Source organism: Corynebacterium sp. KPL1995, from assembly GCF_000477935.1.
GTDB lineage: Bacteria > Actinomycetota > Actinomycetes > Mycobacteriales > Mycobacteriaceae > Corynebacterium > Corynebacterium pseudodiphtheriticum.
Genome location: NZ_KI515715.1, coordinates 1513172 through 1538776, shown reverse-complemented (window position 1 = coordinate 1538776; position 25605 = coordinate 1513172). Strand labels below are relative to the sequence as shown.

The 25605-nt window shown below is 55.4% G+C and carries 24 protein-coding genes and 1 pseudogene; 4 read left to right on the top strand and 21 right to left on the bottom strand.

Translation table 11 applies throughout. The features are described from left to right. Positions 1–1412 (bottom strand): hypothetical protein (locus HMPREF1292_RS11275; RefSeq protein ID WP_034645184.1); only part of this gene is annotated, 1412 nt, incomplete at its 3' end. A 385-nt stretch (positions 1413–1797) separates the two neighbouring features. On the opposite strand from HMPREF1292_RS11275, the pseudogene HMPREF1292_RS06800 reads away from it, so the two are divergent. Beyond that, positions 1798–3039 (top strand): annotated as a pseudogene (locus HMPREF1292_RS06800) (amidohydrolase). A 40-nt stretch (positions 3040–3079) separates the two neighbouring features. On the opposite strand, the gene pyk reads toward HMPREF1292_RS06800, so the two are convergent. The 16 genes from pyk to HMPREF1292_RS06725 form a co-directional block, all read right to left on the bottom strand. Then, positions 3080–4510 (bottom strand): pyruvate kinase, encoded by a 1431-nt coding sequence (gene pyk / locus HMPREF1292_RS06795; RefSeq protein ID WP_023019282.1) that lies wholly within the window; start codon positions 4508–4510, stop codon positions 3080–3082. A 30-nt stretch (positions 4511–4540) separates the two neighbouring features. Then, positions 4541–5440: a prolipoprotein diacylglyceryl transferase gene (gene lgt, locus HMPREF1292_RS06790; protein WP_023019281.1), complete on the bottom strand. Its 900-nt coding sequence runs from the start codon at positions 5438–5440 to the stop codon at positions 4541–4543. Between the two features lie 114 nt (positions 5441–5554). Continuing rightward, entirely contained in the window at positions 5555–6433 is an 879-nt protein-coding gene (locus HMPREF1292_RS06785; protein WP_023019280.1) for an indole-3-glycerol-phosphate synthase, read from the bottom strand. Between the two features lie 159 nt (positions 6434–6592). Next, positions 6593–7264 carry a TIGR02234 family membrane protein gene (locus HMPREF1292_RS06780; protein WP_023019279.1) on the bottom strand — a complete coding sequence of 224 codons (672 nt, stop codon included), beginning with the start codon at positions 7262–7264 and terminating at the stop codon, positions 6593–6595. Positions 7265–7268: 4 nt separating this feature from the next. After that, on the bottom strand, positions 7269–7634 hold the full coding sequence (gene hisI / locus HMPREF1292_RS06775) for a phosphoribosyl-AMP cyclohydrolase (RefSeq protein ID WP_023019278.1): 366 nt from the start codon (positions 7632–7634) through the stop codon (positions 7269–7271). Next, the gene (hisF, locus tag HMPREF1292_RS06770) at positions 7631–8410 is read right to left on the bottom strand and encodes an imidazole glycerol phosphate synthase subunit HisF (RefSeq protein ID WP_021352406.1); all 780 of its coding nucleotides are present in this window, start codon (positions 8408–8410) and stop codon (positions 7631–7633) included. The genes hisI and hisF overlap by 4 nt, the downstream gene beginning before the upstream one ends. A gap of 143 nt (positions 8411–8553) precedes the next feature. Beyond that, entirely contained in the window at positions 8554–9375 is an 822-nt protein-coding gene (locus HMPREF1292_RS06765; RefSeq protein ID WP_023019277.1) for an inositol monophosphatase family protein, read from the bottom strand. 12 nt (positions 9376–9387) lie between these two features. Then, positions 9388–10149: a bifunctional 1-(5-phosphoribosyl)-5-((5-phosphoribosylamino)methylideneamino)imidazole-4-carboxamide isomerase/phosphoribosylanthranilate isomerase PriA gene (gene priA / locus HMPREF1292_RS06760; RefSeq protein WP_023019276.1), complete on the bottom strand. Its 762-nt coding sequence runs from the start codon at positions 10147–10149 to the stop codon at positions 9388–9390. A 41-nt stretch (positions 10150–10190) separates the two neighbouring features. Beyond that, positions 10191–10823 (bottom strand): imidazole glycerol phosphate synthase subunit HisH, encoded by a 633-nt coding sequence (gene hisH / locus HMPREF1292_RS06755; protein ID WP_021352409.1) that lies wholly within the window; start codon positions 10821–10823, stop codon positions 10191–10193. 15 nt (positions 10824–10838) lie between these two features. Beyond that, a complete protein-coding gene (locus HMPREF1292_RS06750; protein ID WP_023019275.1) occupies positions 10839–12221 on the bottom strand; it encodes an MFS transporter in 1383 nt (460 codons plus the stop codon). A 56-nt stretch (positions 12222–12277) separates the two neighbouring features. Beyond that, entirely contained in the window at positions 12278–12445 is a 168-nt protein-coding gene (locus HMPREF1292_RS11270) for a hypothetical protein (protein ID WP_021352412.1), read from the bottom strand. Further along, a complete protein-coding gene (gene hisB, locus HMPREF1292_RS06745) occupies positions 12445–13050 on the bottom strand; it encodes an imidazoleglycerol-phosphate dehydratase HisB (RefSeq protein WP_023019274.1) in 606 nt (201 codons plus the stop codon). Before hisB ends, HMPREF1292_RS11270 begins: the two co-directional genes overlap by 1 nt. Next, a complete protein-coding gene (locus HMPREF1292_RS06740; RefSeq protein WP_023019273.1) occupies positions 13047–14141 on the bottom strand; it encodes a histidinol-phosphate transaminase in 1095 nt (364 codons plus the stop codon). Before HMPREF1292_RS06740 ends, hisB begins: the two co-directional genes overlap by 4 nt. A 3-nt stretch (positions 14142–14144) precedes the next feature. Continuing rightward, the gene (gene hisD, locus HMPREF1292_RS06735) at positions 14145–15470 is read right to left on the bottom strand and encodes a histidinol dehydrogenase (RefSeq protein ID WP_021352415.1); all 1326 of its coding nucleotides are present in this window, start codon (positions 15468–15470) and stop codon (positions 14145–14147) included. 22 nt (positions 15471–15492) lie between these two features. Beyond that, positions 15493–16029, bottom strand: a complete 537-nt coding sequence (locus HMPREF1292_RS06730; protein WP_021352416.1) for a hypothetical protein — start codon at positions 16027–16029, stop codon at positions 15493–15495. A gap of 3 nt (positions 16030–16032) precedes the next feature. Further along, positions 16033–16740, bottom strand: a complete 708-nt coding sequence (locus tag HMPREF1292_RS06725) for a hypothetical protein (RefSeq protein ID WP_023019272.1) — start codon at positions 16738–16740, stop codon at positions 16033–16035. Positions 16741–16947: 207 nt separating this feature from the next. Here HMPREF1292_RS06725 and HMPREF1292_RS06720 point away from each other — a divergent pair, with 207 nt between their 5' ends. From HMPREF1292_RS06720 to HMPREF1292_RS06710, 3 genes are all read left to right on the top strand, one after another. Beyond that, positions 16948–17619: a TetR family transcriptional regulator gene (locus HMPREF1292_RS06720; protein ID WP_034645992.1), complete on the top strand. Its 672-nt coding sequence runs from the start codon at positions 16948–16950 to the stop codon at positions 17617–17619. Between the two features lie 83 nt (positions 17620–17702). Further along, positions 17703–19079 (top strand): hypothetical protein, encoded by a 1377-nt coding sequence (locus HMPREF1292_RS06715; protein WP_023019270.1) that lies wholly within the window; start codon positions 17703–17705, stop codon positions 19077–19079. A gap of 99 nt (positions 19080–19178) precedes the next feature. Then, positions 19179–20924, top strand: coding sequence for a BCCT family transporter (locus HMPREF1292_RS06710; RefSeq protein ID WP_023019269.1), 1746 nt, complete (start codon positions 19179–19181; stop codon positions 20922–20924). Positions 20925–20960: 36 nt separating this feature from the next. On the opposite strand, the gene HMPREF1292_RS06705 is transcribed toward HMPREF1292_RS06710, so the two are convergent. The 4 genes from HMPREF1292_RS06705 to HMPREF1292_RS06690 form a co-directional block, all read right to left on the bottom strand. Further along, complete coding sequence (locus HMPREF1292_RS06705; RefSeq protein ID WP_023019268.1) at positions 20961–21650, bottom strand: S1 family peptidase; 690 nt, start codon at positions 21648–21650, stop codon at positions 20961–20963. A gap of 98 nt (positions 21651–21748) precedes the next feature. Next, a complete protein-coding gene (locus HMPREF1292_RS06700; protein ID WP_023019267.1) occupies positions 21749–22582 on the bottom strand; it encodes an ABC transporter ATP-binding protein in 834 nt (277 codons plus the stop codon). 5 nt (positions 22583–22587) lie between these two features. Then, positions 22588–24639 carry a dipeptide/oligopeptide/nickel ABC transporter permease/ATP-binding protein gene (locus HMPREF1292_RS06695; protein WP_023019266.1) on the bottom strand — a complete coding sequence of 684 codons (2052 nt, stop codon included), beginning with the start codon at positions 24637–24639 and terminating at the stop codon, positions 22588–22590. After that, positions 24639–25604, bottom strand: a complete 966-nt coding sequence (locus HMPREF1292_RS06690) for an ABC transporter permease (RefSeq protein WP_023019265.1) — start codon at positions 25602–25604, stop codon at positions 24639–24641. The genes HMPREF1292_RS06695 and HMPREF1292_RS06690 overlap by 1 nt, the downstream gene beginning before the upstream one ends. Position 25605: the final 1 nt, after the last annotated feature.

Here is a 25605-nt window from a genome sequence, read left to right as displayed (position 1 = left end):
TTCAGCTTGTCAAGCTCTTCAATCTGAGGCAAAAGCTCCTTCGCAGCAGCCACCAACTCCTCACGCTGCTGCTTCAAACCAGCTTCACGCTCATCCAATTCAGATTCACGAGCATTCTGATTCTCAGCCTGCTTCTGCAGATCGTTATTCAGCTGATCCAACTCTTCAATCTGAGGCAAAAGCTCCTTCGCAGCAGCCACCAAATCAGACTGTTGCTTTTGCAGCTTTTCAGCCAGCTTATTCAACTCAGACTCTTTAACGTTCTGATCCTGAGCCTTCTGCTCCAACTCGTCATTCAGCTTGTCAAGCTCTTCAATCTGAGGCAAAAGCTCCCTCGCAGCAGCCACCAACTCCTCACGCTGCTGCTTCAAACCAGCTTCACGCTTATCCAATTCAGATTCACGAGCATTCTGATTCTCAGCCTGCTTCTGTAGATCGTTATTCAGCTTGTCAAGCTCTTCAATCTGAGGCAAAAGCTCCTTGGCAGCAGCAACCAGCTCTTCGCGCTGTTGCTTCAACTCGGCGGACCGTGCAGCCAGCTCAAGTCTGTCTTTCTTTACTTCAACCAAGGGGCGGAAGCCATCTTTCCACGCTGCCTTGCCCTCTTCACCTTGCAAATTAGAGCCAGGCTGTTGGTACACAAGCTCAGCGTGCCTATTGACTACTTCTTCAACATTCTCGACGATGGCACCGTCCGGTGTACGCAGTTCAGCTTCAATAAGCTTTTCGCGTGATTCAAAATAGTCTTTAGGCGATGGCGTCGTAAAATCAGCGTCTAGTTCAACCTCGCCATCAGCAACGAGGGTGCTGAAATATTTTTTCGTCTCCTGCTCGATCTCGTATTCGAACTTGTTGTACCCATCCTCGTTGAACCCATCAGCACGCTCAAAGCTGCCGCGGTACTGGTTAGCAATTTCCTTGCCTACCTGCTCCGGATCCTGCGATCGAATCAACTGCTCTTTGAATTTCTCCTTAAATTTTTCAAAGGCTTTCTCAGCAGTCTCCGGCAGTTTGTACTGCTCCCCTAGTTCGATTTCATTTTTCTGTACACGCTCAGTAAAATGATCCTTCACTTTGCGCTCAAGCTGAAATTCAAACTGCCCGAAGGCTTCTGGGGTATCTACAAAGCGCTCTTTATACTTTGCTGCAACCTCGTTACCGATTTTTACAGGATCTTCATGATTATCCAACCGTGCGTCGATGTCAGTCTTATGCTCATCGAATGCCTCTTGGACAGTTGGAAGTCCGTTTGAGGCTTCGCTGACCGCTGTCGCTCCCTGCGCCTCACCGTTTGCGTCCTGTGCAGATGCATAGTTTACACCCACGATGCCGCTACCTGCCACAGCAACTGCAGTTGCGATTGCGAGACCACGACGCTTGACCGTCCGGTTAACTGATTTTGGAATTGACAACGCTTTCCCCTAACGAAAGTCTCAACCGAACGACGACGCTCAGCTGCTGATAACACTTACAGCCAGAATGTTATAGCTTCGCTACATTCCGCACAAGAAAAACTCAGATAGAGTTCTCGAGGTTGGTTGCCAGGAATTCTGTTTCGAAGAAAAATCTCCGCTCAGCAAAACTGATATCTTCCTAAGCTGCAGAAATCACCACTGCCAACTAAAAATGTCATTTTTCTCTACGCACCCCAATACCGGACTGGCTGCACGTTCGGGGGTAACTGCTTAATTTTTCATTGGCTTGGGTTGGCCGTAACACAACGGCTAGTAACGTTTGAGTTCTCGACTCAATAACTACATCAACGTGTGCTTTAGCTATTTAGCTAGCATTATTTGCATGTCTCAGCACTCAAAATCTTCGCAAACCTGCCTCAGTCCACAACACATTGCTGACCTACTCAATAACCACACCGCGGATCTTTCCTGGCAACAAGCCTTTTACGACGACCTCCACGAACACCCCGAGCTTTCCCATCAGGAAGAACGCACAGCCGCGGCGATCCAGGCCGCACTACAGCGTTTCGACGTCGAGGTGACCACCGGAATTGGGGGCCACGGCATCACCGCCGTTATGCGCAACCAAGCTACAGAGCAAACTCCCACTGCCCTCATGCGCGCGGACTTCGACGCGTTGTTCGTCGATGGCAAAAACCTGCACGCCTGCGGGCACGATATGCACACCACTGCCCTGCTCGGGGCGCTGGCAATCTTGGATGATCTCCGTGAGCACTGGGCCGGCACAGTGATTGCCTTGTTCCAACCAGCCGAAGAATCCTCCATCGGTGCCAAGCTCATGATCGAGGACGGCCTCGTCGACAAGCTCCCCGCCCCAGATGTTTGCCTAGGACAACACGTCATGCCCGGACGCGCAGGCGAAGTACAAACCCGGCGCGGTCCTCTGATGGCGGGCTGCGATTCCATCAAGGTCACTGTCTTTGGCAAGTCCGCCCATGCATCGATGCCGCACAAGTCGATTGACCCAACGTATACGGCTGCGATGATCGTCACCCGTTTGCAGGCAATTGTAGGCCGTGAGGTTGCTCCTGATGAGTTTTTCGTGATTTCGGTAGGTACTCTGCGCTCGGGCAATACGAACAACATCATTCCGGATAGCGCGTAGCTGGTGCTGAACACCCGCTATTACGATGAAGAGCTAGCAGAACGTGTGTATGCTGCGCTCAAGCGCGTGGTGCAAGCAGAAGTGGATGCTTCTGGCTCTACACAAGAACCTGTTTATCATTTCTATGCCCACGGCGAGGTGGTAGATAACAACGACGCAGTTTTTAACCGTGTGCGCCGGACTTTCGACGCCACTTTTGGTGAGCAGAGCGTAACAGCGCAGCGTTCCACTGTCTCGGAAGATTTCACCTATTTGCCGAAGGCATGGAACGCGCCTTATTTGTTCTGGTTCGTGGGTTCGACGCCACGCCAGCTATGGGATGAGGCCGCCGCACGCGGCACCATAGACACGGATGTGCCGGTCAACCACCAGGCAAACTTTGTGCCCGAATATAAACCAACAGTGCACGCCACCACCCTTGCGGGCGCGGGTGCACTGTTGAGCTTCGTGGCGGTTTAGAGCAATTGCCCTGGCTGTTGCGCGCTCCTATTTTCGCCTATTAGTCTTTGGGCGTAATGCGCACGTCTTCGCCGATCGCGTGGACGTGCACCATGTTGGTATTGCCTTCGACCCCCGGTGGAGTACCAGCAACCAGCACGATTACGTCGTCGCGGTGATAGCCATCGACCTTAACCAACTGGCGGTCGAGCACGTGCAGCATTTCGTCGGTAGAGGCAACCTCTGGGCACAAGAAGGTTTCCACACCCCAGGTTAGTGACAACTGGGAGCGCACATTTTCGTGTGGCGTGAACACCAACAGCGGCAACTGGGAGCGCAGACGCGACAAACGCTTGGCCGTATCGCCCGAGGTAGTAAAAGCCACGAGAGCTTTGGAGTTCAAACGCTCGGCGATGTCGCGGGCAGAATACGCAATCACACCGCGTTTGGTGCGTGGGATATGCCCCAAATCAGGCAGCTCACCAATGGTTTCGGCTTCCAGCACAATGCGCGCCATAGTACGGACCACGTTGTGCGGATCTACGCCCACGGAAGTTTCTCCCGACAGCATCACCGCATCAGCACCGTCGAGCACCGCATTGGCCACGTCGGAGGCTTCTGCTCGGGTTGGGCGTGAATTCTCGATCATGGAATCCAACATCTGGGTGGCCACAATCACCGGCTTCGCATTCTCGCGAGCGATCTGAATCGCGCGCTTCTGCACCAGTGGAACCTGTTCCAAAGGAACTTCTACGCCCAAATCGCCACGGGCAACCATAACCGCATCGAAAGCCAAGATGATGGACTCCAAAGCGTCGACAGCCTCAGGCTTCTCCAACTTCGCAATCACTGGTACGCGGCGGCCTTCTTCATCCATGATCGCGTGAACCAAGTCCACATCCGATGGCGAGCGCACAAACGACAACGCAATAAAGTCCACGCCTAGGCGTAGCGCGAAGCGTAAGTCTTCAATATCCTTTTCCGACAGCGCCGGCACGGAAATATTCATTCCGGGCAAGGAAACACCCTTGTTATTGGATACCGGGCCACCCTCAGTCACACGACAGACCACATCGGTGCCGTCGACTTCAACGCATTCTACGGCGACTTTGCCGTCATCAATCAATAGTCGATCGCCCGGGCGGGCGTCGTCGGCAAGATTTTTATAAGTGGTCGACACCCGATCATGGGTGCCTTCCACATCATCGACGGTGATACGCACCGTTTCGCCGGTTGCCCAATAGGTTTCATTCTCAGTAAACCGGCCCAGGCGAATCTTCGGGCCTTGTAGATCAGCCAACACACCAACAGCCTTGCCACTTTTCGCGGCGGCCTGGCGCACCCATTCATAGTTGCGCTGGTGATCTTCGTGTTCACCATGCGAAAAGTTCAGGCGAGCAACGTTCATCCCGTCAGCAACCAAGCCCGAAATGGCTTCCTGGCTGGCGACGGCTGGTCCAAGTGTGCATACAATCTTTGTTCGTCTGTCCACGTCGCCTAAGTTTACCCGCTTAGCGCACCGCTAGTCAGAGTTTTTCGGTTTCGCAGGAGCCGCCGGATCCACCAAGCCCTCCTGAACTTGGCGCCGAAAGCGCTTGCCCAGGACATCCAAGGCAACGATCGCAAGAACACAAGCGACCACAGAAACCACCGCGTTCACACGCACTACATCAAATAGCAACGTGGCTTCGTCGGAACGCATCAGCTCAATCCAGAACCGACCTGCGGTATAACCCACCACATACAACGCGAAGACTTGCCCGCCGCCCAAACGGAAGCGCTTGTGCACCCACAACAAAAAGACAAAGATTGCTACGTTCCACAACAGCTCATACAGGAAGGTCGGATGTACCGTCGCGATGACCTCACCCGTGGACGTTCCAGCAACCGGAGCATAATTGCCGTTTTCATCCACGCGCTGGTAAATCTCCAACGCCCACGGAACATCAGTAGCTCGACCGTACAACTCCTGGTTAAACCAGTTACCCAAACGCCCAATACCCTGCGCCAGCACGATGGCCGGAGCCGCAGCATCGGCGAATGGGGCCAGGCGAATTCCACGAATTTTAAACATCACCGCCACAGCAATAGTGCCCAATGCAATCGCACCCCAAATACCCAAACCACCATTAGTGATCCGCAAAGCATCCACCGGGTCACAATCCGCACAAAAATACTTGTGGTGATCCGTAATCACGTGATAAACACGGCCGCCAATCACCCCAGCAGGAATCGCCAGAATCGCCGCGTCCCACACCACGTTGGAATCGCCACCAACCCGCACATAGCGAGCCTGCGTGATATACAGCGCGACGATAATGCCTGCAATGATGCACAAGGCATAAGCACGCAAAGGCAGTGGCCCCAACTGCCACACCCCCTGCGGTGGAGACGGAATATTCGCCAAAAAATCTGTAACCATGACTTAGGATTCTGCCATAAGCCCCCAAAGCATAATCCAGCGCGCTAAGTCAGGCCGATACTAGGGATAGGTAGGCGGGGTGCTACCGCAGCTAGCAATGGCAAAATGAGGCGCTCAACTACGCCATACAGGGCATGCTGGGTGCAGGCCGGCAGCCACCAGATCACGGGCCAGCACCGCCGGGCGCGGCGCAGCCATGAGAGCTTCCCCCACCAACACCGCATCCGCTCCCCAACCGGCGTAACGCCAAACTTCGCGGGCACTCACTACCCCACCCAAGCCAATACGCACCACATCGCTGGGCAAGTGAGGCACGATAGCGGAAAATCGATGCGGATTTAAGTGCCGCGAATGCAAGCCTCGGGCATTAATACCGACGACTTTTACCCCAGCGGCAACCGCACGTTGGGCTTGTTCCGGGCTACGCACTTCTGCCAATACCGTCATCCCCAGGCTTTCAATGCGATCAACTAATGCCACCAGACGTGCTTGCGCTAATAGCTCTACCTGCAACGGAACCATATCGGCACCAAAAAAGCGGGCTTCATGCACTTGGTAGGGGTCCACTATGATGTCCCGACACAGCATAGGGACGGAACTAGCTGCCCGGGCAGTAGCCATATCTTCCAGGGATCCCCGAAATCGCAGTTGCTCTGTCTGGCAGGCGACCGCCGCCACCCCGGCTTGCGCGAACCCTTGCGCCAAGCCGGTGACGTCGGCAAGCGAAGACACAGCATCGAAATCAAGCAAACGCGGCGCATCTGCGTGAACTACACAATCATTGCCACCGTGCACATGCGGCACAGGATTGGCACGTTTAATTTCCGCAATGATGCTACAACCAGGGCGAAGCAACTCTGATACTACCGGGCGCGGGCTGGGCACAGACCGCGAAAGCGCTTTGATATCCGCAAACGATACGCGGGCTTCACGGGCGGCGACGTCGGCAAGTATTTCAGCCACGATGGCATCGGCTGCCAGCACGGTTGTCACCAGCTACCACCCCTTCGTGTACGCGCACCCATCGTGCGCAGAATCATGCTTTGAGTATCCCACAGCACTACAAAGAACACCACTGCAAAGCACATTAAGGCCAGCCTAGCATCACCCAAGTGGGGCTGTACGGCGGCTGGTAGCCTTGCAAAACAGCAATCAGCGGTCGTCTAACCTACGCTTATCAGAAGATGTCTCACCGCTTGGGCGTTCGCTCGGATCGATATCGGCATCCAGCGCATCCCACAACACGCGTCCAGAATCTGGGCTTTCTGCCAACTCACGCTCAAGCTTTTCCTCACGCGCAGCTTTCCGCTCATATTTGTTCACCGCAGCCGGATCTACTCCCGGCCGCATAGCCAAAAGCACCGAGGCAAACAACGCCACAGCACAGGCCAGCAAGCTCAACACCGGGCCAACAACATTTGGCTCCACTGCCACCACCTGGGCCCATTCGCTAATGCCTTCCGCATTCACCGCGGTTTCATTCGTGGCGGCCGCGCGCAGCACATTGCGAGCACGCTCCGGATCCGGGGTCCCCGCCAACATCGTCAAGCCAGCCCAACTAGCACCAATGGCAGCCAGAGCAGAAATAACACCGACCACACGACGCCCCAAGCGCCGCAACGCCAAGCCAGCAACACACCCAGCCAACATAACCAAAGCAAGCGCGGTGGTTTCCATGGACCACTGCCCGCCACTAATCGCAATTGCGCGATCCCCCGCCAAATCATCGGCGGTTTCAGCAACCACCCAATCCATCCGGGACGCTCCCCACAGACCAGCAGCGCCCAAACCCAATAACAGCGCAGAAACCCGATGCGAAAACATTATTTTAGGCTAGCAAAACGTCAGCATCGAAACATGTGCGATCACCCGTGTGGCAAGCCCCACCACTTTGCCCAACGCGCAACAGCACCGTGTCGCCATCACAATCCAGCGCCACCGACTCCACCTGCTGGGTATTGCCGGAAGTCAAACCTTTAATCCAGTATTCCTGGCGAGAGCGCGAGTAATAGGTGCCACGGCGTGTCGCCAGCGTGTATGCCAACGCATGAGTATCCATCCACGCCAGCATGAGCACTTCCCCGGTATCGGCTGCCTGCACCACCACCGGAAGCAAACCGGCAGCATTGAGCTTAAGCCGCTTGCCGACGGCCGGATCCAACTCATAATCAGCGGGGTTATCTTGTGTACTCATCGTCGCACCGTCAATCCCGCAGTCACCATGGTGGCTTTAACCTGATCGATAGTGACCTCCCCGAAGTGGAAAATCGACGCCGCGAGCACCGCATCGGCACCAGCCGCGATCGCTGGTGGGAAATGTTCGGCGGCCCCGGCCCCGCCCGAAGCGATTACCGGTAAATTCGTGTGCTTCCGCACCGCGGTGATCAGCTCGAGATCAAAACCAGCTTTCGTACCATCGCCATCCATGGAATTCAGCAAAATCTCGCCGACCCCAAGTTCTTGGCCCGTGCGCACCCATTCAACGGCATCGAGGCCTGCGGATTTCGAACCACCATGGGTGGTGACTTCAAAACCCGAAGGCATATCAGCTACTGGATTTCCAGCTACCCTACGCGCATCCACCGAAAGCACAATGCACTGCGAACCAAAACGACGCGACAACTCGCGGAGCAACTCTGGACGATGAATAGCCGCGGTGTTGATCGAGACTTTATCTGCACCGGCACGCAATAATTCATCCACGTCCGCAGCGCTACGCACCCCACCGCCCACGGTCAAAGGAATAAACACTTGCTCAGCAGTTGCACGCACAACTTCCAACATGGTGCCGCGCCCCTGCTGAGAAGCAGAAACATCCAAGAAGGTCAGCTCGTCTGCCCCCTCAGCCTCATAGCGACGAGCGAGTTCCACGGGGTCACCGGCATCACGCAGGCCGGTAAAATTTACGCCTTTGACCACACGGCCATCTTTTACATCCAAGCACGGGATCACCCGCGTTGCCAGGCTCATGAGCACTGCCCCTTTTCTAGTATTTCCAACCGAATTTTCTGGCCGGTGTTTATGACCGAGATTTCCAACCGAGTTTTCTGACCGTTATTTCCGACCGGTGTTTATGACCGTATTTACCGTATTTCAAGACCTGAGCTGAGCCGCTAGTTCTCTCTCACCAAACGGTGCAAGCGATGATGAATATCGGCGCTGCCGGCAATGATGCCATGCGAACGGGTCGTCCACGGCCGACCTTCCAGGTCAGTGACCACCAACCCGGCCTCAGCGTTCAACAACGCCCCCGCAGCATTATCCCAGGGGAACGGTGAAAAATTCATAATGCCATCAAAAATTCCTTCGGCAGCAAAAGCCAAATCGAGGCCCACCGAACCAGTAATACGGGTGGATAGGCCCTGCGAAACAATATCTTCCAGCATTTGTGCACGACGGTGTGCGGAAACCTGATCCACCGCAGCCGAACCCACGTTGGACGCCCCAATGTGCCCATGTGGTCGATGACGCACAAAATGCTCTCCGTTTCGCAACACTCCCCCACCGGCTACTGCGCTAATGCGCTTGTGCAGCAACGGCAATGCAATCATGCCGACCACCGGCCGGTAATTCGCCACCAAGGCAACATTAATCGCACACATCGGATTACCCGCCGCGAAGTTCGCGGTGCCATCAATCGGATCAATTACCCACGCAGGTTCTGCGCCAATCTCCCCGCCGTGCTCCTCACCACAGACCGTAGCGCCAGCGATGCCCCGCAATGTGTCCCGCAAATATTCTTCAATACTGAAATCGACAGTGGTCACCGGCGATCCCCCGGACTTCCTGCGAGCGGGCGCAGTGCCGAAGCCAGCACGAAACATCTCCTCGGCCTTGCCTAGGAGTTCTTCCAACTGTGCTAGGTACTGCAGCGATTCTTGCGTACTCGTCTCATATGCTCTCGACTCACGTGCAGTGCTCTCGGATGCATCCATTAAAACCCGATCTTAGCCACGTGTGGTCTTGCTTACTAGTCCATCCACCAATTCGAGTGCCGCTGACAAACTAAAACGGTCCTCATACAACGCTTTCCCAATAATCACGGAATCGATTCCTTCATTGGCATGCTTGGCGACGGCGGCCACATCGTCCAAGCTAGAAATCCCACCCGAAGCCGTAATATTTGCTTCAGTAGCTGCACTAACTTCCCGCAACAGATCGATATTGGGGCCGGTCAGCGTGCCGTCTTTCGACACATCGGTGACAACGAAGCGCCGGCAGCCAGCCGCGTCTAGACGTTCCAGCGCCTCCCACAAGTCCCCGCCGTCGGTTTCCCAACCGCGACCGCGAGTACGCCATCCGCCCGATTCATCGCGCAACACCGCGAGGTCCACCGCGACGACATCGGCATGTTCGGCCAAAACTCGCTCGATCCATGCCGGTTTCTCCAGCGCGGCAGTACCAATATTCACGCGACGCGCACCGGTAGCTAGAGCTCGCTGCAAAGATGCATCATCACGAATACCACCGGTTAGCTCAATGTTAACCCCCACCTCGGCCACAATCTGCGCCAACAGCTCGTGGTTGGAACCACGCCCGAAGGCCGCATCCAAATCAACGCAGTGGATCCACTGTGCACCCTGCTGTTGCCATCGGCGAGCAGCAGCAATCGGATCACCATATGATTTTTCTGTGCCAGCAGCGCCTTGATCCAAGCGAACAGCTTGGCCATCGACAACATCAACAGCGGGGAGAAGACTAAAATTCATGACAGCTTCTTTCTTGTTCCTTTAGCACGGTGTGCAGCCTGTTATAGCGTGTTAATCCAGTTCCGCAGCAACTGCGAACCAGCCGCACCAGATTTTTCTGGATGGAATTGTGTCGCCCACAACGCACCGTTGTCGACTGCAGCCACAAAACGATCGCCATCATGCTCGGACCAAGCAACGCGCGGCGGGGCTGCAAAATCAGTGCCATCTAATTGCCAGGTGCGCACCCCATAAGAGTGCACGAAATAGAAGCGTTCGTCGTCGGAAAGCTCAGCAAACATGGGCGAATCAGGCTGCTGCACGGTATTCCACCCCATGTGCGGCAATACCCGCGCCTGCAATCGTTCAACAGTGCCCGGCCATTCACCGCAACCATCGGCGGCTTCGTCATGTTCCACACCGTGTTCAAACAACACCTGCATGCCCACGCAAATCCCCAACACCGGACGCTCACCGGCTAGGCGCTGGCCGATGATCCGGGGGCCGTGAACCTCACGTAGCCCACGCATGCACGCAGCAAACGCGCCCACCCCCGGCACGAGTAGGCCATCTGCATTCAGACAAATTTGCGGATCTTTGGTAATTTCTACGTCCGCACCGACGTGCTCAAGGGCGCGGTAAGCACTACGGATATTTCCGGAACCATAATCAAGCAGGGCAACAGTCGGGCTCATGCCTGACAGTTTAGGCTATGACTTCTTACCAAACCGCAAACGGGAAGCCCCCCTGCGGGAGACACGCCACGCACGACCCGCCGTGCGAGCTCCCGGCACCTGCCGCAAACGCCCACGGATATGGTGATATTCGGTGGTCCGATGCTTACCGATGAAAGCATCCAGGCTGGTCAGAATCATTAATAAGAAAACGATTCCCGCAGCGGCAAGGTAAGTTCCGGCATAACCATAACCTGCAACCAGAGCACCGAGAGCCAAAGAGCCTAGCCCAGTGCCAGCGTCATAAAAAATATTCCAGACGGCCGAAGCCTCGGAGAATTTGTGTCGCGGTAGGCGATCAAACATAGACAGCAACGCGTCGTTTTGCATAGCACCGAAGGCGGCGCCGAAAAGCAGTGCGGCCAAAACCAGCCACCAGATCGACCAGCCGGCATACGTCGCAATGGCCATCAACAACATGCTGAACAATCCAAGAATCTGCATGGGGATCATCAACATGCCCGGCTTTCCGGTGCGGTCGGCAACCGTACCGGAAACCAAACGGAAGATGAAGGTCATCGCCCCGATTAACGAGAGCATGAAACCAGCCAGTACAGCACCAGTAGCCGGGTCCGCTTCACGAACCGAAGCTGGCAAGAACGACGAGACCACACCATAGCTCATCGAGATACTAGTCATCGCCAGCGCAGGCACAAGCACTAATTTCCACATAGATACGTGCACAACACCGGTGTTGTCTTCATCCGCGGTGGCTGGGAATAGCTTCGGCAACCGAACAATCATGGCAACCGCAATCAAAGCGGTGATCGCTGCCAGGTAATACACCGTGTGATAACCCCAGGCGTCGCCCATCATCAAGCCCACAGGCATGAACACCATTTGCGCACCACCAACGAATACGCCCAAAATTCCAGTGGCTTTACCCAACAGGCGAATAGGCACTAATTCTGCGATCAAGGCGGACTGCGCAACGGTCAAGGCACCGAATCCGGTACCGCGCAAAGCAGAAAACAGCAGCACCACCCACGGTTCCATCCCTAACAAATGCCCCAGTGCGGGTACTCCCAGCATGAAGGCAGCAACCATCATCACCGGGTTATAGCCAAACTTGCGCACCAACTGCGGGGTAAAGATCTGGATGGCGACGGTCGCAGCCATGAACGAACCGGTAGCACCACCGGCAAGAGTGGCAGAACCTCCCGAATCAAGCACTGCCAGGGGCAACACGGGTAGCAGCAAAGAAAACGCGCCGAAAGCAGCGCCGATCGCCACCATTGTGGAGCTAAAACCAGGAACTTTCCAGATCGAGCCCGCCGGCGACTGGACTACCCGCGGTTGCTCATCACCAGTAGCCTGCTCACGCTGGTCCTTGTTGTCACCACCATGCTGCTGACTCATCGTCGGCATCGCCTCCTCGCTTTACGCAGTGCTGTCGCTCACCTACTTTTCGCAGCTTACGGCATCTGCATAGTCATCATCCATATGGCCAGCACTATCACTGACACCGCAGCAACGGCAGCAATAATCGTCCAGGCTTTGGCACCGGCACGATAGGCACTGACGGCGCCACCAGCGAGCAAACCGGCGAACAAAAATGTGATTAATACCGATAGATTCGCCATTACAGCGCACCTTTAGTAGATGGGATATGGCCAGCTTGCTTCGGATCAATCTGCACCGCGGCACGCAAGGCTCGGGCCACCGCCTTGAATTCTGCTTCGGTGATGTGATGCGGGTCGCGACCATAATGGCAGCGAACATGCAAAGTCAGCCCTGCGTGCTTGGCAAAAGTATCAAAAAAATGCTCGTTCATAACCGTTGCGTAGTGGCCGCCAATGATCTGGTGCACCAAGTGCTCCGGTTCTCCCCGAAACACGCAATACGGCCTACCGGAAATATCCACCACGGCTTCTACCAGCGCTTCATCCATTGGCAACTGTTGCTGGCCAAAACGGGTAATTCCGGCTTTATCTCCGAGCGCCTTCGCAAAAGCTTCGCCTAAAACAATCGCGGTATCTTCCACAGTGTGATGAGCGTCGACTTCAATATCGCCACGAGCCGCAACCTGCAACCCAAAGCCACCGTGCACGGCAAAAGCAGTAAGCATATGGTCAAAAAACGGCAGACCAGTGGAAATATCGGATGTTGCTGGGCCGTCCACGTTGATTTCTACCGAGATATCAGATTCACTCGTGACCCGTTGATGCGTGCCAATGCGTGCGCTCATCGCTGCACCTCCCGTGCTGCTTGCAAAAAGGATTCGTTTTCTTCTGGTGTACCGATCGTCGCCCGCAAATATCCGGCAACGCCGACGTCACGGATCAACACCCCACGATCCAAAAACTGCTGCCAGACTTCGTGTTGTTCAGCGAATTTTCCGAAAAACACAAAATTGGATTCGCTAGGCATCACGGTATAACCGAATTTCTCCAGCCCGGCAACCACATGATTGCGCCCTTCGATTAGCTTGCCGACGTCGGCCAGCGTCTCATCAGCATGGCGCAAAGCAGCGCGGGCAGCAGCTTGTGTCAACACCGAAAGGTGATACGGCAAACGTACTAACTGCACGGCCTCCACGAAGGCGGGATCGGCAACAAAATAGCCCAGCCGCACCCCCGCAAAATCGAAGGCTTTGGACATGGTGCGCGAGACCACCAGTGTGGCAGGATACTTCGCGATCAGCGTTGTGGCCGACGGGCTGGCAGAAAATTCTGCGTAAGCTTCGTCGACAATCACAATGCCGTTGGCAGCATGGGCAGCCTGACACAGCTGCTCAATTTCGTCCAAACTAGTGGGCGTACCAGTCGGGTTATTGGGCGTCGTAATAAACACGACCGACGGTCGGTGTTCGGCGATTGTAGCCAGTGCGGAATCAATATCGACGGTGAAATCTGCCCGCCGCGGGACGTTAAGAAATTCTGTGTGTGTACCAGCAGCCAAAATTGGATGCATAGAATACGACGGCTGGAAACCCAACACGCTACGGCCAGGACCACCAAATGCCTGCAACAATTGCTGCAAAATCTCATTCGATCCGTTGGCTGCCCACACGTTTTCCCCAGTAACCTCTACCCCGGTCCGACGTGTCACATAGTCCGCCAAGTCCGCACGTAACTGCACCGCATCGCGGTCCGGATACCGGTTAAGTTGGGAAGACAATTGCCTGATCTCCTCCAACAACGTTTCCACTAGTGCCGGTGACGGCGGGTATGGATTTTCGTTAGTATTCAGCGCAACTGGTACCGCAAGCTGTGGGGCTCCATAAGCGCGTTGGCCACGCAGCTCCTCGCGCAAAGGCAAATGGGAAATATCGACCATGCGCTAGCCCTCCGCGTTTTCCGCACGCTCAGCAAAACGCGCCCGGATCGCCTCACCGTGGGCAGGCAGCTGTTCGGCCTGCGAAAATGCAATCACGTGCTCTGCGACCGAACGCAAACCTACACGATCATAGTCAATCAAGTTCACCGGACGCAGGAAGGTATGCGTCGACAACCCTGCCGAGAAGCGAGCTGTGCCTCCCGTAGGCAACACGTGGTTAGAACCGGCCACGTAATCACCCAACGGCACGGGAGAATATTCCCCCACAAAAATCGCTCCCGCATGGCGAACGCGTTCGGCAATCTCGCGGGCATTTTCCGTATGCACTTCCAAATGTTCAGCCGCATAGGCATCTGCCACACGTACGGCTTGCTCAAGGTCGTCGACAAGCACAATGCCGGACTGTTGACCGCGCAAGGCTTGTTCGACACGAGCGTGGTTGGCAGTCACGCCATAGCGCTTTGCAACCTCATGGTTCACACGAGTGGCAAACTCTTCATCAGCAGTGATCAGGACACTCGCTGCCATCTCATCGTGTTCTGCCTGGGAGATCAGGTCATACGCGACCCAAATCGGGTTCGCAGTGTGATCGGCGATAATCGCAATCTCCGTGGGGCCGGCCTCCGAATCAATACCAACCACGCCTTGTACCAAACGCTTGGCGGCAGCGACATAAATATTGCCCGGGCCGGTGACCATATCCACCGGCTCACACAACTCGTCATCGCCATAAGCCAGCAGCGCCACCGCTTGCGCGCCGCCAACCGCCCAGACTTCATCAACACCGAGCAAACGGCAAACAGCCAAAATAGTCGGATGCGGCCAACCACCACAATCTTCCTGTGGCGGGCTCGCGACTACGAGTGATTCTGTGCCGGCCTCCTGTGCCGGCACGGCATTCATGATTACCGACGACGGATACACCGCCTGTCCACCAGGTACATACAAGCCGACGCGTTCCACCGGACGGAAAACCTCAGTCACGCGGGCGCCGTCGGCAAGCTCGGTCGTATGCGATTGTGGTTTTTGCTCACTATGTACCTTGCGGGTCCGAGCAATGGCTTCCTCAATCGCCGCGCGCACATCCGGCTGCAACTCACCGACGGCACGGTCCATAATTTCTGCTGGCACGCGCACAGAGTCCGGCCGCACGCGATCGAAACGTGCACCAAATTCCAATGCCGCTTGCGCCCCACCCGTTTTCACCGCTTCAATAATGGGCGTGACCGTCGGCAAAACCGACGTAATATCTGTACCGCCCCGTGGCAGGCTACGGCGCAATTGGGCAGTGGTGGGCACTTGGCCTCGCAGGTCGATCGTGCTTAACACCGTAGTGGCTCCTTAATGCTGGCTAGGCGTCTTCTGTTTGTTTCACGACAGGGTTTTTCGTGGTTTCCGTCGCAGGACTAAGAACCTGTAACGACCAATACACCAGCATAGCCACGAATGGCGAGACCAGGTAACCCGAAATACCGGGTTTGGCGGCAGCTATCGTCGTGATCGTAGTCCCCGGCGCAAGCTGATCAGCAGCCCCTATGCCATGCACACTCATGCCAACGACGTCGCCAATGGCCAGAAATGACACTGCCCCTGCTAAAGCAACCACGCCAATCCACAACAAATCCACGAATTTGCGGGAACCTTGCAGAAGATAGGCGAAAATCGCCAATGCCACGGACATCGCGGCAGTGGCGATCACATACGTCGCAAACGCTATGAAATGGCTGGAATCAGAATAATCTGGGATCAGACTCTCGGTACTGACAACCTGCGCTGAAAACGTCGGGCGCAACAACCCCCAAATTGCGCCGCCAACGGAATACACGATCAGCCAGAGACCAATCAGCCCAGCCCGGTCCCCCAGCCAGCGCGGAATACTGCGAGCCATAAATTACTTACAGAACTTCCACTGGCCGTCTTCGATCTGGTAGCGCTGGATGGATTCATCCTTGCCCTGCGGGGTGTTCACCGTAACGGTTGCCGAAGCACGGTCGCCGTTGCGCTGCACGTTGGTGACAGACTCAATGTACGAGCGGTTTGGCATAAGTTCATATGCCCGGTCGAATTGCGCACGAGTTGCCGGATCTAATTCATCCATATTGAAGGCATTAGCGCCACCAATTTCATCCAAAGCCGCGCGGCAAGTGTTATTCGGGATGTACTGCATGAATTTCGTCAGGGTCTCCTGCTGGTACGCGCCATCCAACAACTGACGAATCTCACCGATGGTTTGCTCGTCGGCAGGCTGACCGCCCTCGACAGGAGCCACGTTCAAACGCTGTTGGTCGAGCTGCTGATCGAATGGGTTGACAGGCTGACCATTGTGGCCACCCTGTGCTGGGGCACCGCCCGCTGCCGCTTGGTTACCAGGCTTCGGCTGCTGCCCCTCAGGGTGCTGATCCTCTTCTTTCTTGTCGTGCTCGTCCTTATGCTCTGGGTCTTCGGTTGGGCTTGCCGAAGGGGTTTCCGACGTGCTGGTGACAGTGGAAGTGTTTTTCGCAGCGGTTTCCTCGTCAGCCGACGAGCACCCAGCCACAATCAGTGGGGCCAGTGCAGCGAGAGCCACAATGGCTTTTTTGGGTGTCAGGGACAAAGACATGGATGCTCCTTGAATATTTGGGGTAGCGCCACGGAGGCGAATACTTGAACTCTTTGGCGTAACGTCACGTAATCCTAACAGCCTGCCCCGCGTGCGAACATGAAAACTTCCTCGGAACTTGCTGTGAGCTTCAGGCTAGGCGCTGCGAATCGCGGTGCTTGCCATCACGTACTACACACAAAACAGACTGCCGTAAACTATGCAATTGTGCAGCTACACCGCGAAACCATCATCTCCCAGGCCCTGGAGCTTCTTGACACCTATGGGCTGGCGGATATGACGATGCGACGGGTAGCAAACTCCCTCGGCGTTGCCGCAGGAGCCCTCTATTGGCATATCGCCAACAAACAAGAATTGATTACAGCGGTAGCAAAAAAGATTCTGCAGCCGGTTTTTGCGCTTGTCGACGCACCACCGGGCAGTACGTACGCTAGCCCCCAGGATTTTTGCACCACGCTGCACTCCACACTGCTTGCCCACCGTGATGGAGCCGAGCTAGTGCACGCAGCGGTCTCACAACCATATTCTCCCTTGTGGTCTCACCTATGTGACAGCCTTGTGGCTAGCATTCACCACGAGCTTGGACACAATGCTCCGAAAAAAGGTCACGTTGCGGCCATCCACGCCGCAGACCACGCCGAGGCCGACGTCATCGCTACCGCGACCTCGGCTCTACACCTAGTGTTCGGCGCAAGCATAATGGAACAATCAGCTCAGCAATTGCTCGCTGCCAGTAAATCGGCTGCCACTAAATCCGCTAGCTCTAATACCGATGGTTCTAACGCAAACGATTGCAACGGGGCTGGCAACACCGATGTCGAGCGAGGCATTACCGTGTTACTAGCAGGGCTGCAATCCCGGTGCCATGAGCAGAGTTAACCCAGCGTCATGAGCAGGGTTATCCCGGTGCCATTAACAGAACTGCCAGCCCCACAGCCGCCCAACCAGGAAGGATCACTGCCGTGACGCAAGCCCATAACGCCACGCTGACCGTCTCCAATGACACGATCACCATGATGCGTAGCGAATTATCCGCAGCGCTATACCGCGGCGACGAATCACGCACGGTCTCAACCATCAATATTGCTGACATCACCGGCATTTCCGCCACTGAACCCACCGCGCTAGAGTGCGGCTCCGTTGTGCTCCACGGCACTGATATGTCAGTCACCTTCCCACCTGGCCAAGCGAGCACCAAAGCACTACAAGCATTCATCACCGATATTCGTGACGCCCAACAAGGAAAAGCTCCAGCCGAAGGTGCGGTAGCTGGACTAAATTTCCTAGCCATTGCTATCGAGTCAACGGGAAACGTCGAGAAGAATACAGAAGACAACACAGACGGCGAAGGCAAAGCAAAGGTCAATACCAACGGCACAGCCTCATACAACAACGTACTGCGCATCCACACCGTGGAGTACACCGACGGCCAGGCCAACACAGAAAAAACGTGGAGCATAGAAGAATTCGCGCACCATTTGCAGAATTCGCCAGCGCTTGTCGACGGCTCGACCCCGATCGTCGCCCACAACGGTTTTTATCAGGCAGCACAGCTGCATCGGGCGCTGGCTGCCACTCACGCTACATTCACCTACGCGTGCACACTAGCCCTAGCCCGCAACGCCAGCACGCACGCCACCATCAAAGTTCGCGACCATGAATTAGACACGATCGCCCAAGCACTGGAAGTCGCAACAGACAAACCCGCTTCCACAGAAAGCGCGGCCGCTGCCGCCTACGTCACCGGTGAGATACTCGTAGAGCTAGCCTTGCGCGAACATCACCGCGGCAGCGTTGCCGAGTTATATGCCGCCAGTAATTTTGCACTGGGCAAAGTTCACGGCGACACCCACCTTCCCGTACTGCGCACTGATCTCAGCGAATTAGCCGGTGGCGGAGCACAAAGCACCGGCAGCAACGCGCAAGCCGGCCAAAGCAGCCAGCAGGCGTCGACAAGCGAAAAAGCCGGGAAATCCTCGGCGAAATCCGGTAGTGGCCAGCCCGCCCCGTGGCAAGCCGTCGCCACCCCAGATACCGTGCCGGAAGCGAACCACAATGCAGACTCAGACCATCCGTTATTCGGCGAACACGTCACGCTAACCGGGGAATTCGAGCCTTACGACAAAGGTCGGTTGTGGTCAGACATTGCGGAACGCGGCGCGCAAATCGGCAAAAATGTCACGAAGAAAACCACCATTTTGGTGGTTGGCGAATGGGCGAAAAAGACCTCGAAAGAAAAGCGAGCGGAGGAACTCAACGAAAAAGGTCAAGGGATCGCCATTTGGCCGGCATCCAAGCTCCTGCACGTCTTGGGGCCAGACGAAGAGCCTCCGTTCTAGGAATCCTCCGCCCCAGTGCCGGGACAAAAATCTCCCCAGCCAAGGTCAGGCTCAGTATAATCCCTGCTAGAACTTTGTAACCTAGCTGGCAGGAAAAATATGACGCCACCTTCTACATCATCAACCGGGTCCGCACCCACTAAGCGCAGATTCCGGCTCCAAACTGACCCCTTCGTCTTTTTCACCGCCACCATTTTCGTGGCGGTTTTCGTGGCCGGAACGATCGCCTTCGGTTCCCGGGCTCGCGATCTCTACAGCGATGCTTCCGACACACTGCTGCGGAATTTCGCATGGCTTTATATCGGTGGTTTTTCCGTCATCTTCGTGTTCCTGATCGGAATCTTCGTCTCCAAATTCGGAAAACTGCGCTTGGGCGACGACGAAGACGAACCTGAATTTTCCTTGCCCGTTTGGTTCGCTATGCTTTTCGCGGCCGGGCTAGGCGCTACCCTGCTGTTTTGGGGTGCCGCTGAACCAATCCACCACGCGTACAATCCACCACGTGGCGAGCTGGAACCGATGAGCCAAGAGGCCATCACCCAGGCATTCGAATACACCTACTACCACTTCGCTGCCCACATGTGGGTAATTTTCGTGCTGCCGGGCTTGGCAATGGGCTATTTCATTTACAAGCGCAAAATGCCTGCACGCATCTCTTCGGTATTCTCACCATTTCTGGGCGGAATGGTCTACCGCTGGCCGGGCAAACTAATTGATGCAATGGCCATCATCGGCACCATCTTTGGTCTTGCGGTTTCTGTCGGCTTGGGCGTACTACAAATCAACGCCGGACTAAACATCATGTGGGGTGTGCCGCTAGTCGGCTGGGTGGAAGTGCTGATCATCGTCGGGATTACCGTGACTGCTTCTATTTCTGTGGCCACCGGCCTGGATAAGGGCGTGAAAATCCTATCCAACCTGAACATTCTCGGTGCCGTACTACTGATGATCTTCGTGGCCGTCATGGGTCCAACGCTGAAAGTTATTAACCACACGACGGAAGCGTTCGGAATTTATGCCAGCAGCCTGCCAGAACTGATGTTTTGGGTAGACTCCTACAACGAAAACCCAGGGTGGCTAAATTCCTGGACGGCCTTCTACTGGGCGTGGACAATATGCTGGTCGCCGTTCGTCGGCATGTTCATCGCACGTATCTCACGTGGGCGCACCGTACGTGAATTCATCGGTGGTGTGCTCGCCTTGCCGACGATTTTCGTCATCGTATGGTTCTCCATCTTTGGCCGCTCCGCCATCGAAATGGAGCTGGAAGATCCCGGTGTGCTGACCGGACCAGTCGTTGAAGAAGGCAACACCCCGGTTGCCTTGTTCGCGCTCCTGGGGCAATACCCGCTGTATGCCGTATCCGGCACGCTGGCCTTGGCTGTCATCACGATTTTCTTCATCACCTCAATTGACTCCGCTGCCCTGGTGATGGATACATTCGCCACCGGTGAAGAGGCCAAATCCCCTACCTACTACCGCGTCGCGTGGGCGATTGCTGTCGGTGTAGTAACCGCTGCCTTATTGTTCATCAACGAATCCGGAATCCAAGCGATCCAGGAAGTGGTGACCATCGTCGCGCTGCCATTCTTCATCATGCAAGGGTTCATCATGATCTCATTGCTGAAGGGTATGGGCGACGACTACGCGGCTTCGACACGCGTGCGCACCCGGCGCTGGGAAAAGACTGATACTCCGGAAAAACTGGAGAAAGCCGAAAACAAGCCAGCGCCAGGTTATGACAAAGATGGCAACGAAGTCGAAGCCCCGGAATTCGAATACGAAGAAGGCGACGGGTGGAAGCTCACCGGTAATGTCACGGTCGAAACGGACGACAAAAAATAGACGAAAAACCGTCAGGCAGCAGGCAAGAGAACTGTGTTAGAAATTCGCAGTGTCTCCTGTAGTCGCCAGTTTCTCCGCGATCCATTCTTTTTGCGCCGCAATATCAGCGAGGTTCAGTGGCACGCCGTTGCCAGAGATTGCCGAGGCCACACCCGCTAGCTTTCCATCAATAAAGAGCGGCCCGCCAGAATCACCTGGTTTGGAATAGGCACCATCTTGATGGTGCACAACAAACATCTTGCCGTTGCTATAACTGCCGTCTTGGTAGCTACCTTGCACCTCAGCGGTCGATTGCTGCAAGTAATTATGTGCGCGATTATCCCAACCGTAGAAGGTTCCGGTCTGTCCAGCCTGAGGCGATTCGGAAGCCAATTGTGGGTAGCTGTCGAAATCGAAGGCAGAATACATGGACATCCGCACAAGCGAAATGTCACCGCTTGGGGCATAGAAAGTTTCCTGCGAGCCTTTGCGGCCGCCCTTTTTGTCGATGCCAGTAGTGATCGGCATCGGGTGGTTACCTTCTCGGAAGCAGTGTTTTGCGGCGAGGACCCAGTGTGGGCTGATGACCGTACCCGTGCAGCCGCCGACAATGACGATATTCTGTGCCTTTTTGTCATCGGGAGAGACGTCATGGCCTCCCCGAACGGCATTGGCTTGCGGCGCTACCGCGCCGGTGACAGCAACAGCAATGGCGCTCAGAAGGAACGCAATCTTCTTCAATCTCATACCCAAGAGACTAACAAGATTCTTTTATGATCCCAAATAGTGTTAACTATCACTCATTTTTCGCACAAAACCCGCAGAGCCTGCTGAGATTCTCCGGGCTAATCCCCTAGTAGCGACGGCACTGCGCTTAGTAATTCGCGCGTGTATTCATGCTGCGGGTTGCCGAAAATTTCCTCGGTCGTGTTTTCTTCCACGATTTCCCCACCGAGCATCACGCAAATCCGGTCGGATACGTAACGCACAGTATTGATGTCGTGAGAAATGAACACCAAGCCCAAGCCCATTTCACGTTTGAGGTCCAATAACAAGTTAAGCACCTGCGCACGCACTGACACATCAAGTGCAGAGGTAGGTTCATCGGCAATGATCACGTCCGGCTCGAGCACGAGTGCACGAGCAATAGCGACACGCTGACGTTGACCACCAGAAATCTGCCGCGGTAACACGTTGAGTGCTGATTGTGGCAGGCCAACTAGTGACAACAGCTCACGGACACGACTGAGACGATCGTTATGCGAGCCCACCCCATGCACATTCAACGGATCCAGCAATTGCTGCTGCACGCTCATGCGTGGGTTCAATGAGGTGGCTGGATCCTGGAAGACCACAGAAACTGACTTCCCCATTTGTTTGCGTGCAGATCTCCCCCAACCCAACTGCTCGCCTTTAAACAGCACCTCGCCAGAGGTAGGTTTCTGCAGCCCCACCATGACTTTGGCCAGGGTAGATTTACCGCAGCCAGATTCGCCAACAATGCCGACAATGTCGTTGCGGTAGATCTGGAAGTTAATGCCTTTATTCGCTTGCACCTTATTCGGGCTAAACAGACTACCGGTACGGGTTTTGAACACCACGCTGGTATCCCGCAGCTCCAGCACAGGCTGGCCTAGGTCTGATTTCTTAGCCGACAGGCTTTTATCCAATTCGGTCATGGCGACTAGCCTTCCTGCTTCGAACTATCAGCTGCCGCGTTAGCGCCACGGCGAACTGCCTCTAGCTCATCGGTGCTCGCGTAATAGTGGGTAGAGGTTGCTTCATCGCCGAGCAAACGCAGCGTTGGTTTTTCCTCCAACCCCAGCTCTGGGTATGACGAGCGCGGCGCGAAACGATCCCCGTTGACGAATTCCGTCGGTGACGGCACTGTTCCTGGAATCTGGTACAAACGTTGTGCGTTAGCTTCGACAGACAAAACCGCACCGAGCAACCCACGGGTGTATTCGTGAGTCGGAGCATGCAGGATCTCGGCAGTGCTGCCTTGCTCGACCACCTGCCCCGCGTACATCACGGTAATTTTATCCGCCATGCGAGCCACCAAGGCCAGGTCATGCGAGACAAAGATCATCGCGAAGCCAAGTTTCTTTTGCAGATCATTAAGCAATTCGACGACTTGCTTTTGCACCGTCACATCCAGTGCAGTAGTCGGTTCATCGGCAATCAACAAGCGCGGATTCCGTGTCAGCGCCATTGCAATCAGCACGCGTTGACGCTGACCTCCCGAAAGCTCATGCGGGTAGGACTTCAGCGTGCGATCTGGATCCAAACCAACCAGCTCTAGGAGTTCCCGAGCTCCGCGCTTTCCGCCTCGCTTAATCAATTGCGTCATCTGCGCCTTGATGAGCATCGAGGGATTCAGTGAGGACAAAGCATCCTGATAAATCATCGCGATTTCATGCCCGCGCAATGCGTTGTGCTGTTTTTCGCTCAGATCCAGCACGTTCTTTCCGTCGTAAAGAACTTCGCCCGTTTTCACCGCCGAATTCGGCAACAAGCCCATGATGGACATGGCCGAAATGGACTTGCCACAGCCAGACTCACCCACCAATCCCAAGGTTTCTCCGGGGGCGACAGAAAAGTTTACGCCGTCGATAATATCGACCGACCCATGTGCATCCGGAAAGCTAATGCGGAGATTTTTGACTTCCAGCAGCGGGGTTTTCTTTGCAGAAGCCCCGGCCTCTGCCTTCCCAGCCTCGCGTCGTTGAGTCACCATGGACGAACCACGCAGAGCATTCAGCGATTGTTCCAGCGCAGCCTGGGATTCCTCCCGGGAAGTCGCACCGAGAGTCTTCACAGCAGCTTTCTCAGCTTGCTCGGCAGCTTTCGCATCATCGGCGATTGGCTTGCGTGCAGGCGGCGAAGCCAGTGCGTCGGTCATGCCCTCGGACATGATGTTCAAACACAACACGGTAATCAACAGCATCAAACCAGCGAAGAAAGTAGGCCACCAGGCACCGGTGAGCAAAATGCCCTGTCCATCGGACAGAATATTGCCCCACGATGGGTTCGGCGGCGCAACACCGGCGTTGATGAAGGACAACGAGGCTTCCAGCACAATCGCGTCAGCAACCAAAACCGTGGCAAAAACTAATACCGGCGCAATGCAGTTGCGCGCAACCTGTTTGAGCAAGATATGCGCTGTTGATGCACCCATGACCCGGGAGGCTGATACGTAGTCTTCACCGAACTGCCCCAAAACATTCGCACGAATAATACGGGACAGCTGCGGGGTATAAACGAAACCGATCGCGATGATCAAAATAGCTACGTTATTACCCCACACCGCAACGAAGACCGCGGCCAGCGCGATGGCGGGGAAGGACATGACGATGTCCAAAATACGCATCAAAATTTCTGAAACGACTTTATTCGATGTCGCGGCGATTGAGCCCAACACAGCCGCGGCCAGCAAAGCCAGCCCTGTTGCCAACAAACCAATGAGCAGCGAGGAACGTGCACCGTAAATAACCCGCGATAAAATGTCACGACCAACGGAATCCGTGCCGAATAAGTGCTCACCAGACGGTGCCTGAATCGGAGTTCCCGTAGACAATGGGTCATGCGGTGCGATAAGCGGCGCAAAGACAGCGGCCAGCACCACGAGGCCGAGGACCACCATGGAAATCTTTGATTTCAACGGCAGGTTTTTTAGGCCAGTAAATCGTGCGCCAGCTTTATTCTCCAGCTTTTGCGTGGTTTTTGCTCGTAGCATTAGATGCTCCTAATCCGTGGATTCACCAGCACGTAGAGAATATCGACGATGATGTTGATAACGATGAACGCGATCGCGACCACCAATGTCACGCCTTGGACCAAGTAAACGTCGTTACGCACAACGCCATCGAGAATTAGCTGGCCCATCGCCTGGATATTAAAGATGATCTCAATGACGGCCGCACCACCCATGAGGTAGCCCACCCGAAGACCAAGCACTGTAATGGGGGTAATCAAAGCATTACGCAAGACATTTCGTCCGATGACGGTGCCACGCGGCACACCTGCACCGATGGCCATGCGGACGTAATCTTTGTCGAGTTCTTCCACCATCGAGGTACGCACGACACGGGTTAACGAACCTGCCACCGGCACAGCAAGTGCCACAGCAGGGAGGAAAATATTATTCGCCCAGGTCGCAGGATCTTGGCTAAACGGCACCCACCGGGCCACGACGGCTGGGAACGCTCCCCAACCACCAGGAATGGTTCCCAGCCACTGGATCAGCAAAATAGCCAACCAGAACGACGGGGTCGCTAGCGCGGCAATCGAAAGCACACGAATAACCTGGTCTACCCATTTTTCTCGGTAGATAGCAGCTAATACACCCAAGATCACGGAAACGATGACCGCTAACAGCAACCCTGTAAAAGTCAACTGCAGCGTGATGGGAAACGCGTGCGCGATGCGCTCGGTAACCGGCACGCCGCCGGATGACAAGCCCAGGTCGCCTTGCACCATGTTGACCAGAAACTGGCCATAGCGCACGAGTAATGGATCATTCAGACCGTGTTCTTCGCGGTAAGCCTCCAGGGCAGCGGGCGAAGCAGTCTCGCCGAGGGCGAGGCGTGCCGGGTCCGCTGGCGAGAACGACATGATGAAAAACACCAAGAACGTTACGCCCAGGACCATGATCGGCAGCGCCAGCAGCCTGCGTCCGACGAGGCGGATCAGATTAGACATT

Bases quoted from the DNA above. Each gene is read 5' to 3' on its own strand.
- lgt (WP_023019281.1), bottom strand. From the start codon at position 5,440: ATGGTTACAGATTTTTTGGCGAATATTCCGTCTCCACCGCAGGGGGTG.
- HMPREF1292_RS06780 (WP_023019279.1), bottom strand. From the start codon at position 7,264: ATGTTTTCGCATCGGGTTTCTGCGCTGTTATTGGGTTTGGGCGCTGCT.
- hisI (WP_023019278.1), bottom strand. From the start codon at position 7,634: ATGAGTACACAAGATAACCCCGCTGATTATGAGTTGGATCCGGCCGTC.
- hisF (WP_021352406.1), bottom strand. From the start codon at position 8,410: ATGAGCCTGGCAACGCGGGTGATCCCGTGCTTGGATGTAAAAGATGGC.
- HMPREF1292_RS06765 (WP_023019277.1), bottom strand. From the start codon at position 9,375: ATGGATGCATCCGAGAGCACTGCACGTGAGTCGAGAGCATATGAGACG.
- priA (WP_023019276.1), bottom strand. From the start codon at position 10,149: ATGAATTTTAGTCTTCTCCCCGCTGTTGATGTTGTCGATGGCCAAGCT.
- hisH (WP_021352409.1), bottom strand. From the start codon at position 10,823: ATGAGCCCGACTGTTGCCCTGCTTGATTATGGTTCCGGAAATATCCGT.
- HMPREF1292_RS06750 (WP_023019275.1), bottom strand. From the start codon at position 12,221: ATGAGTCAGCAGCATGGTGGTGACAACAAGGACCAGCGTGAGCAGGCT.
- HMPREF1292_RS11270 (WP_021352412.1), bottom strand. From the start codon at position 12,445: ATGGCGAATCTATCGGTATTAATCACATTTTTGTTCGCCGGTTTGCTC.
- hisB (WP_023019274.1), bottom strand. From the start codon at position 13,050: ATGAGCGCACGCATTGGCACGCATCAACGGGTCACGAGTGAATCTGAT.
- HMPREF1292_RS06740 (WP_023019273.1), bottom strand. From the start codon at position 14,141: ATGGTCGATATTTCCCATTTGCCTTTGCGCGAGGAGCTGCGTGGCCAA.
- HMPREF1292_RS06730 (WP_021352416.1), bottom strand. From the start codon at position 16,029: ATGGCTCGCAGTATTCCGCGCTGGCTGGGGGACCGGGCTGGGCTGATT.
- HMPREF1292_RS06725 (WP_023019272.1), bottom strand. From the start codon at position 16,740: ATGTCTTTGTCCCTGACACCCAAAAAAGCCATTGTGGCTCTCGCTGCA.
- HMPREF1292_RS06710 (WP_023019269.1), top strand. From the start codon at position 19,179: ATGACGCCACCTTCTACATCATCAACCGGGTCCGCACCCACTAAGCGC.
- HMPREF1292_RS06705 (WP_023019268.1), bottom strand. From the start codon at position 21,650: ATGAGATTGAAGAAGATTGCGTTCCTTCTGAGCGCCATTGCTGTTGCT.
- HMPREF1292_RS06700 (WP_023019267.1), bottom strand. From the start codon at position 22,582: ATGACCGAATTGGATAAAAGCCTGTCGGCTAAGAAATCAGACCTAGGC.
- HMPREF1292_RS06695 (WP_023019266.1), bottom strand. From the start codon at position 24,639: ATGCTACGAGCAAAAACCACGCAAAAGCTGGAGAATAAAGCTGGCGCA.
- HMPREF1292_RS06690 (WP_023019265.1), bottom strand. From the start codon at position 25,604: ATGTCTAATCTGATCCGCCTCGTCGGACGCAGGCTGCTGGCGCTGCCG.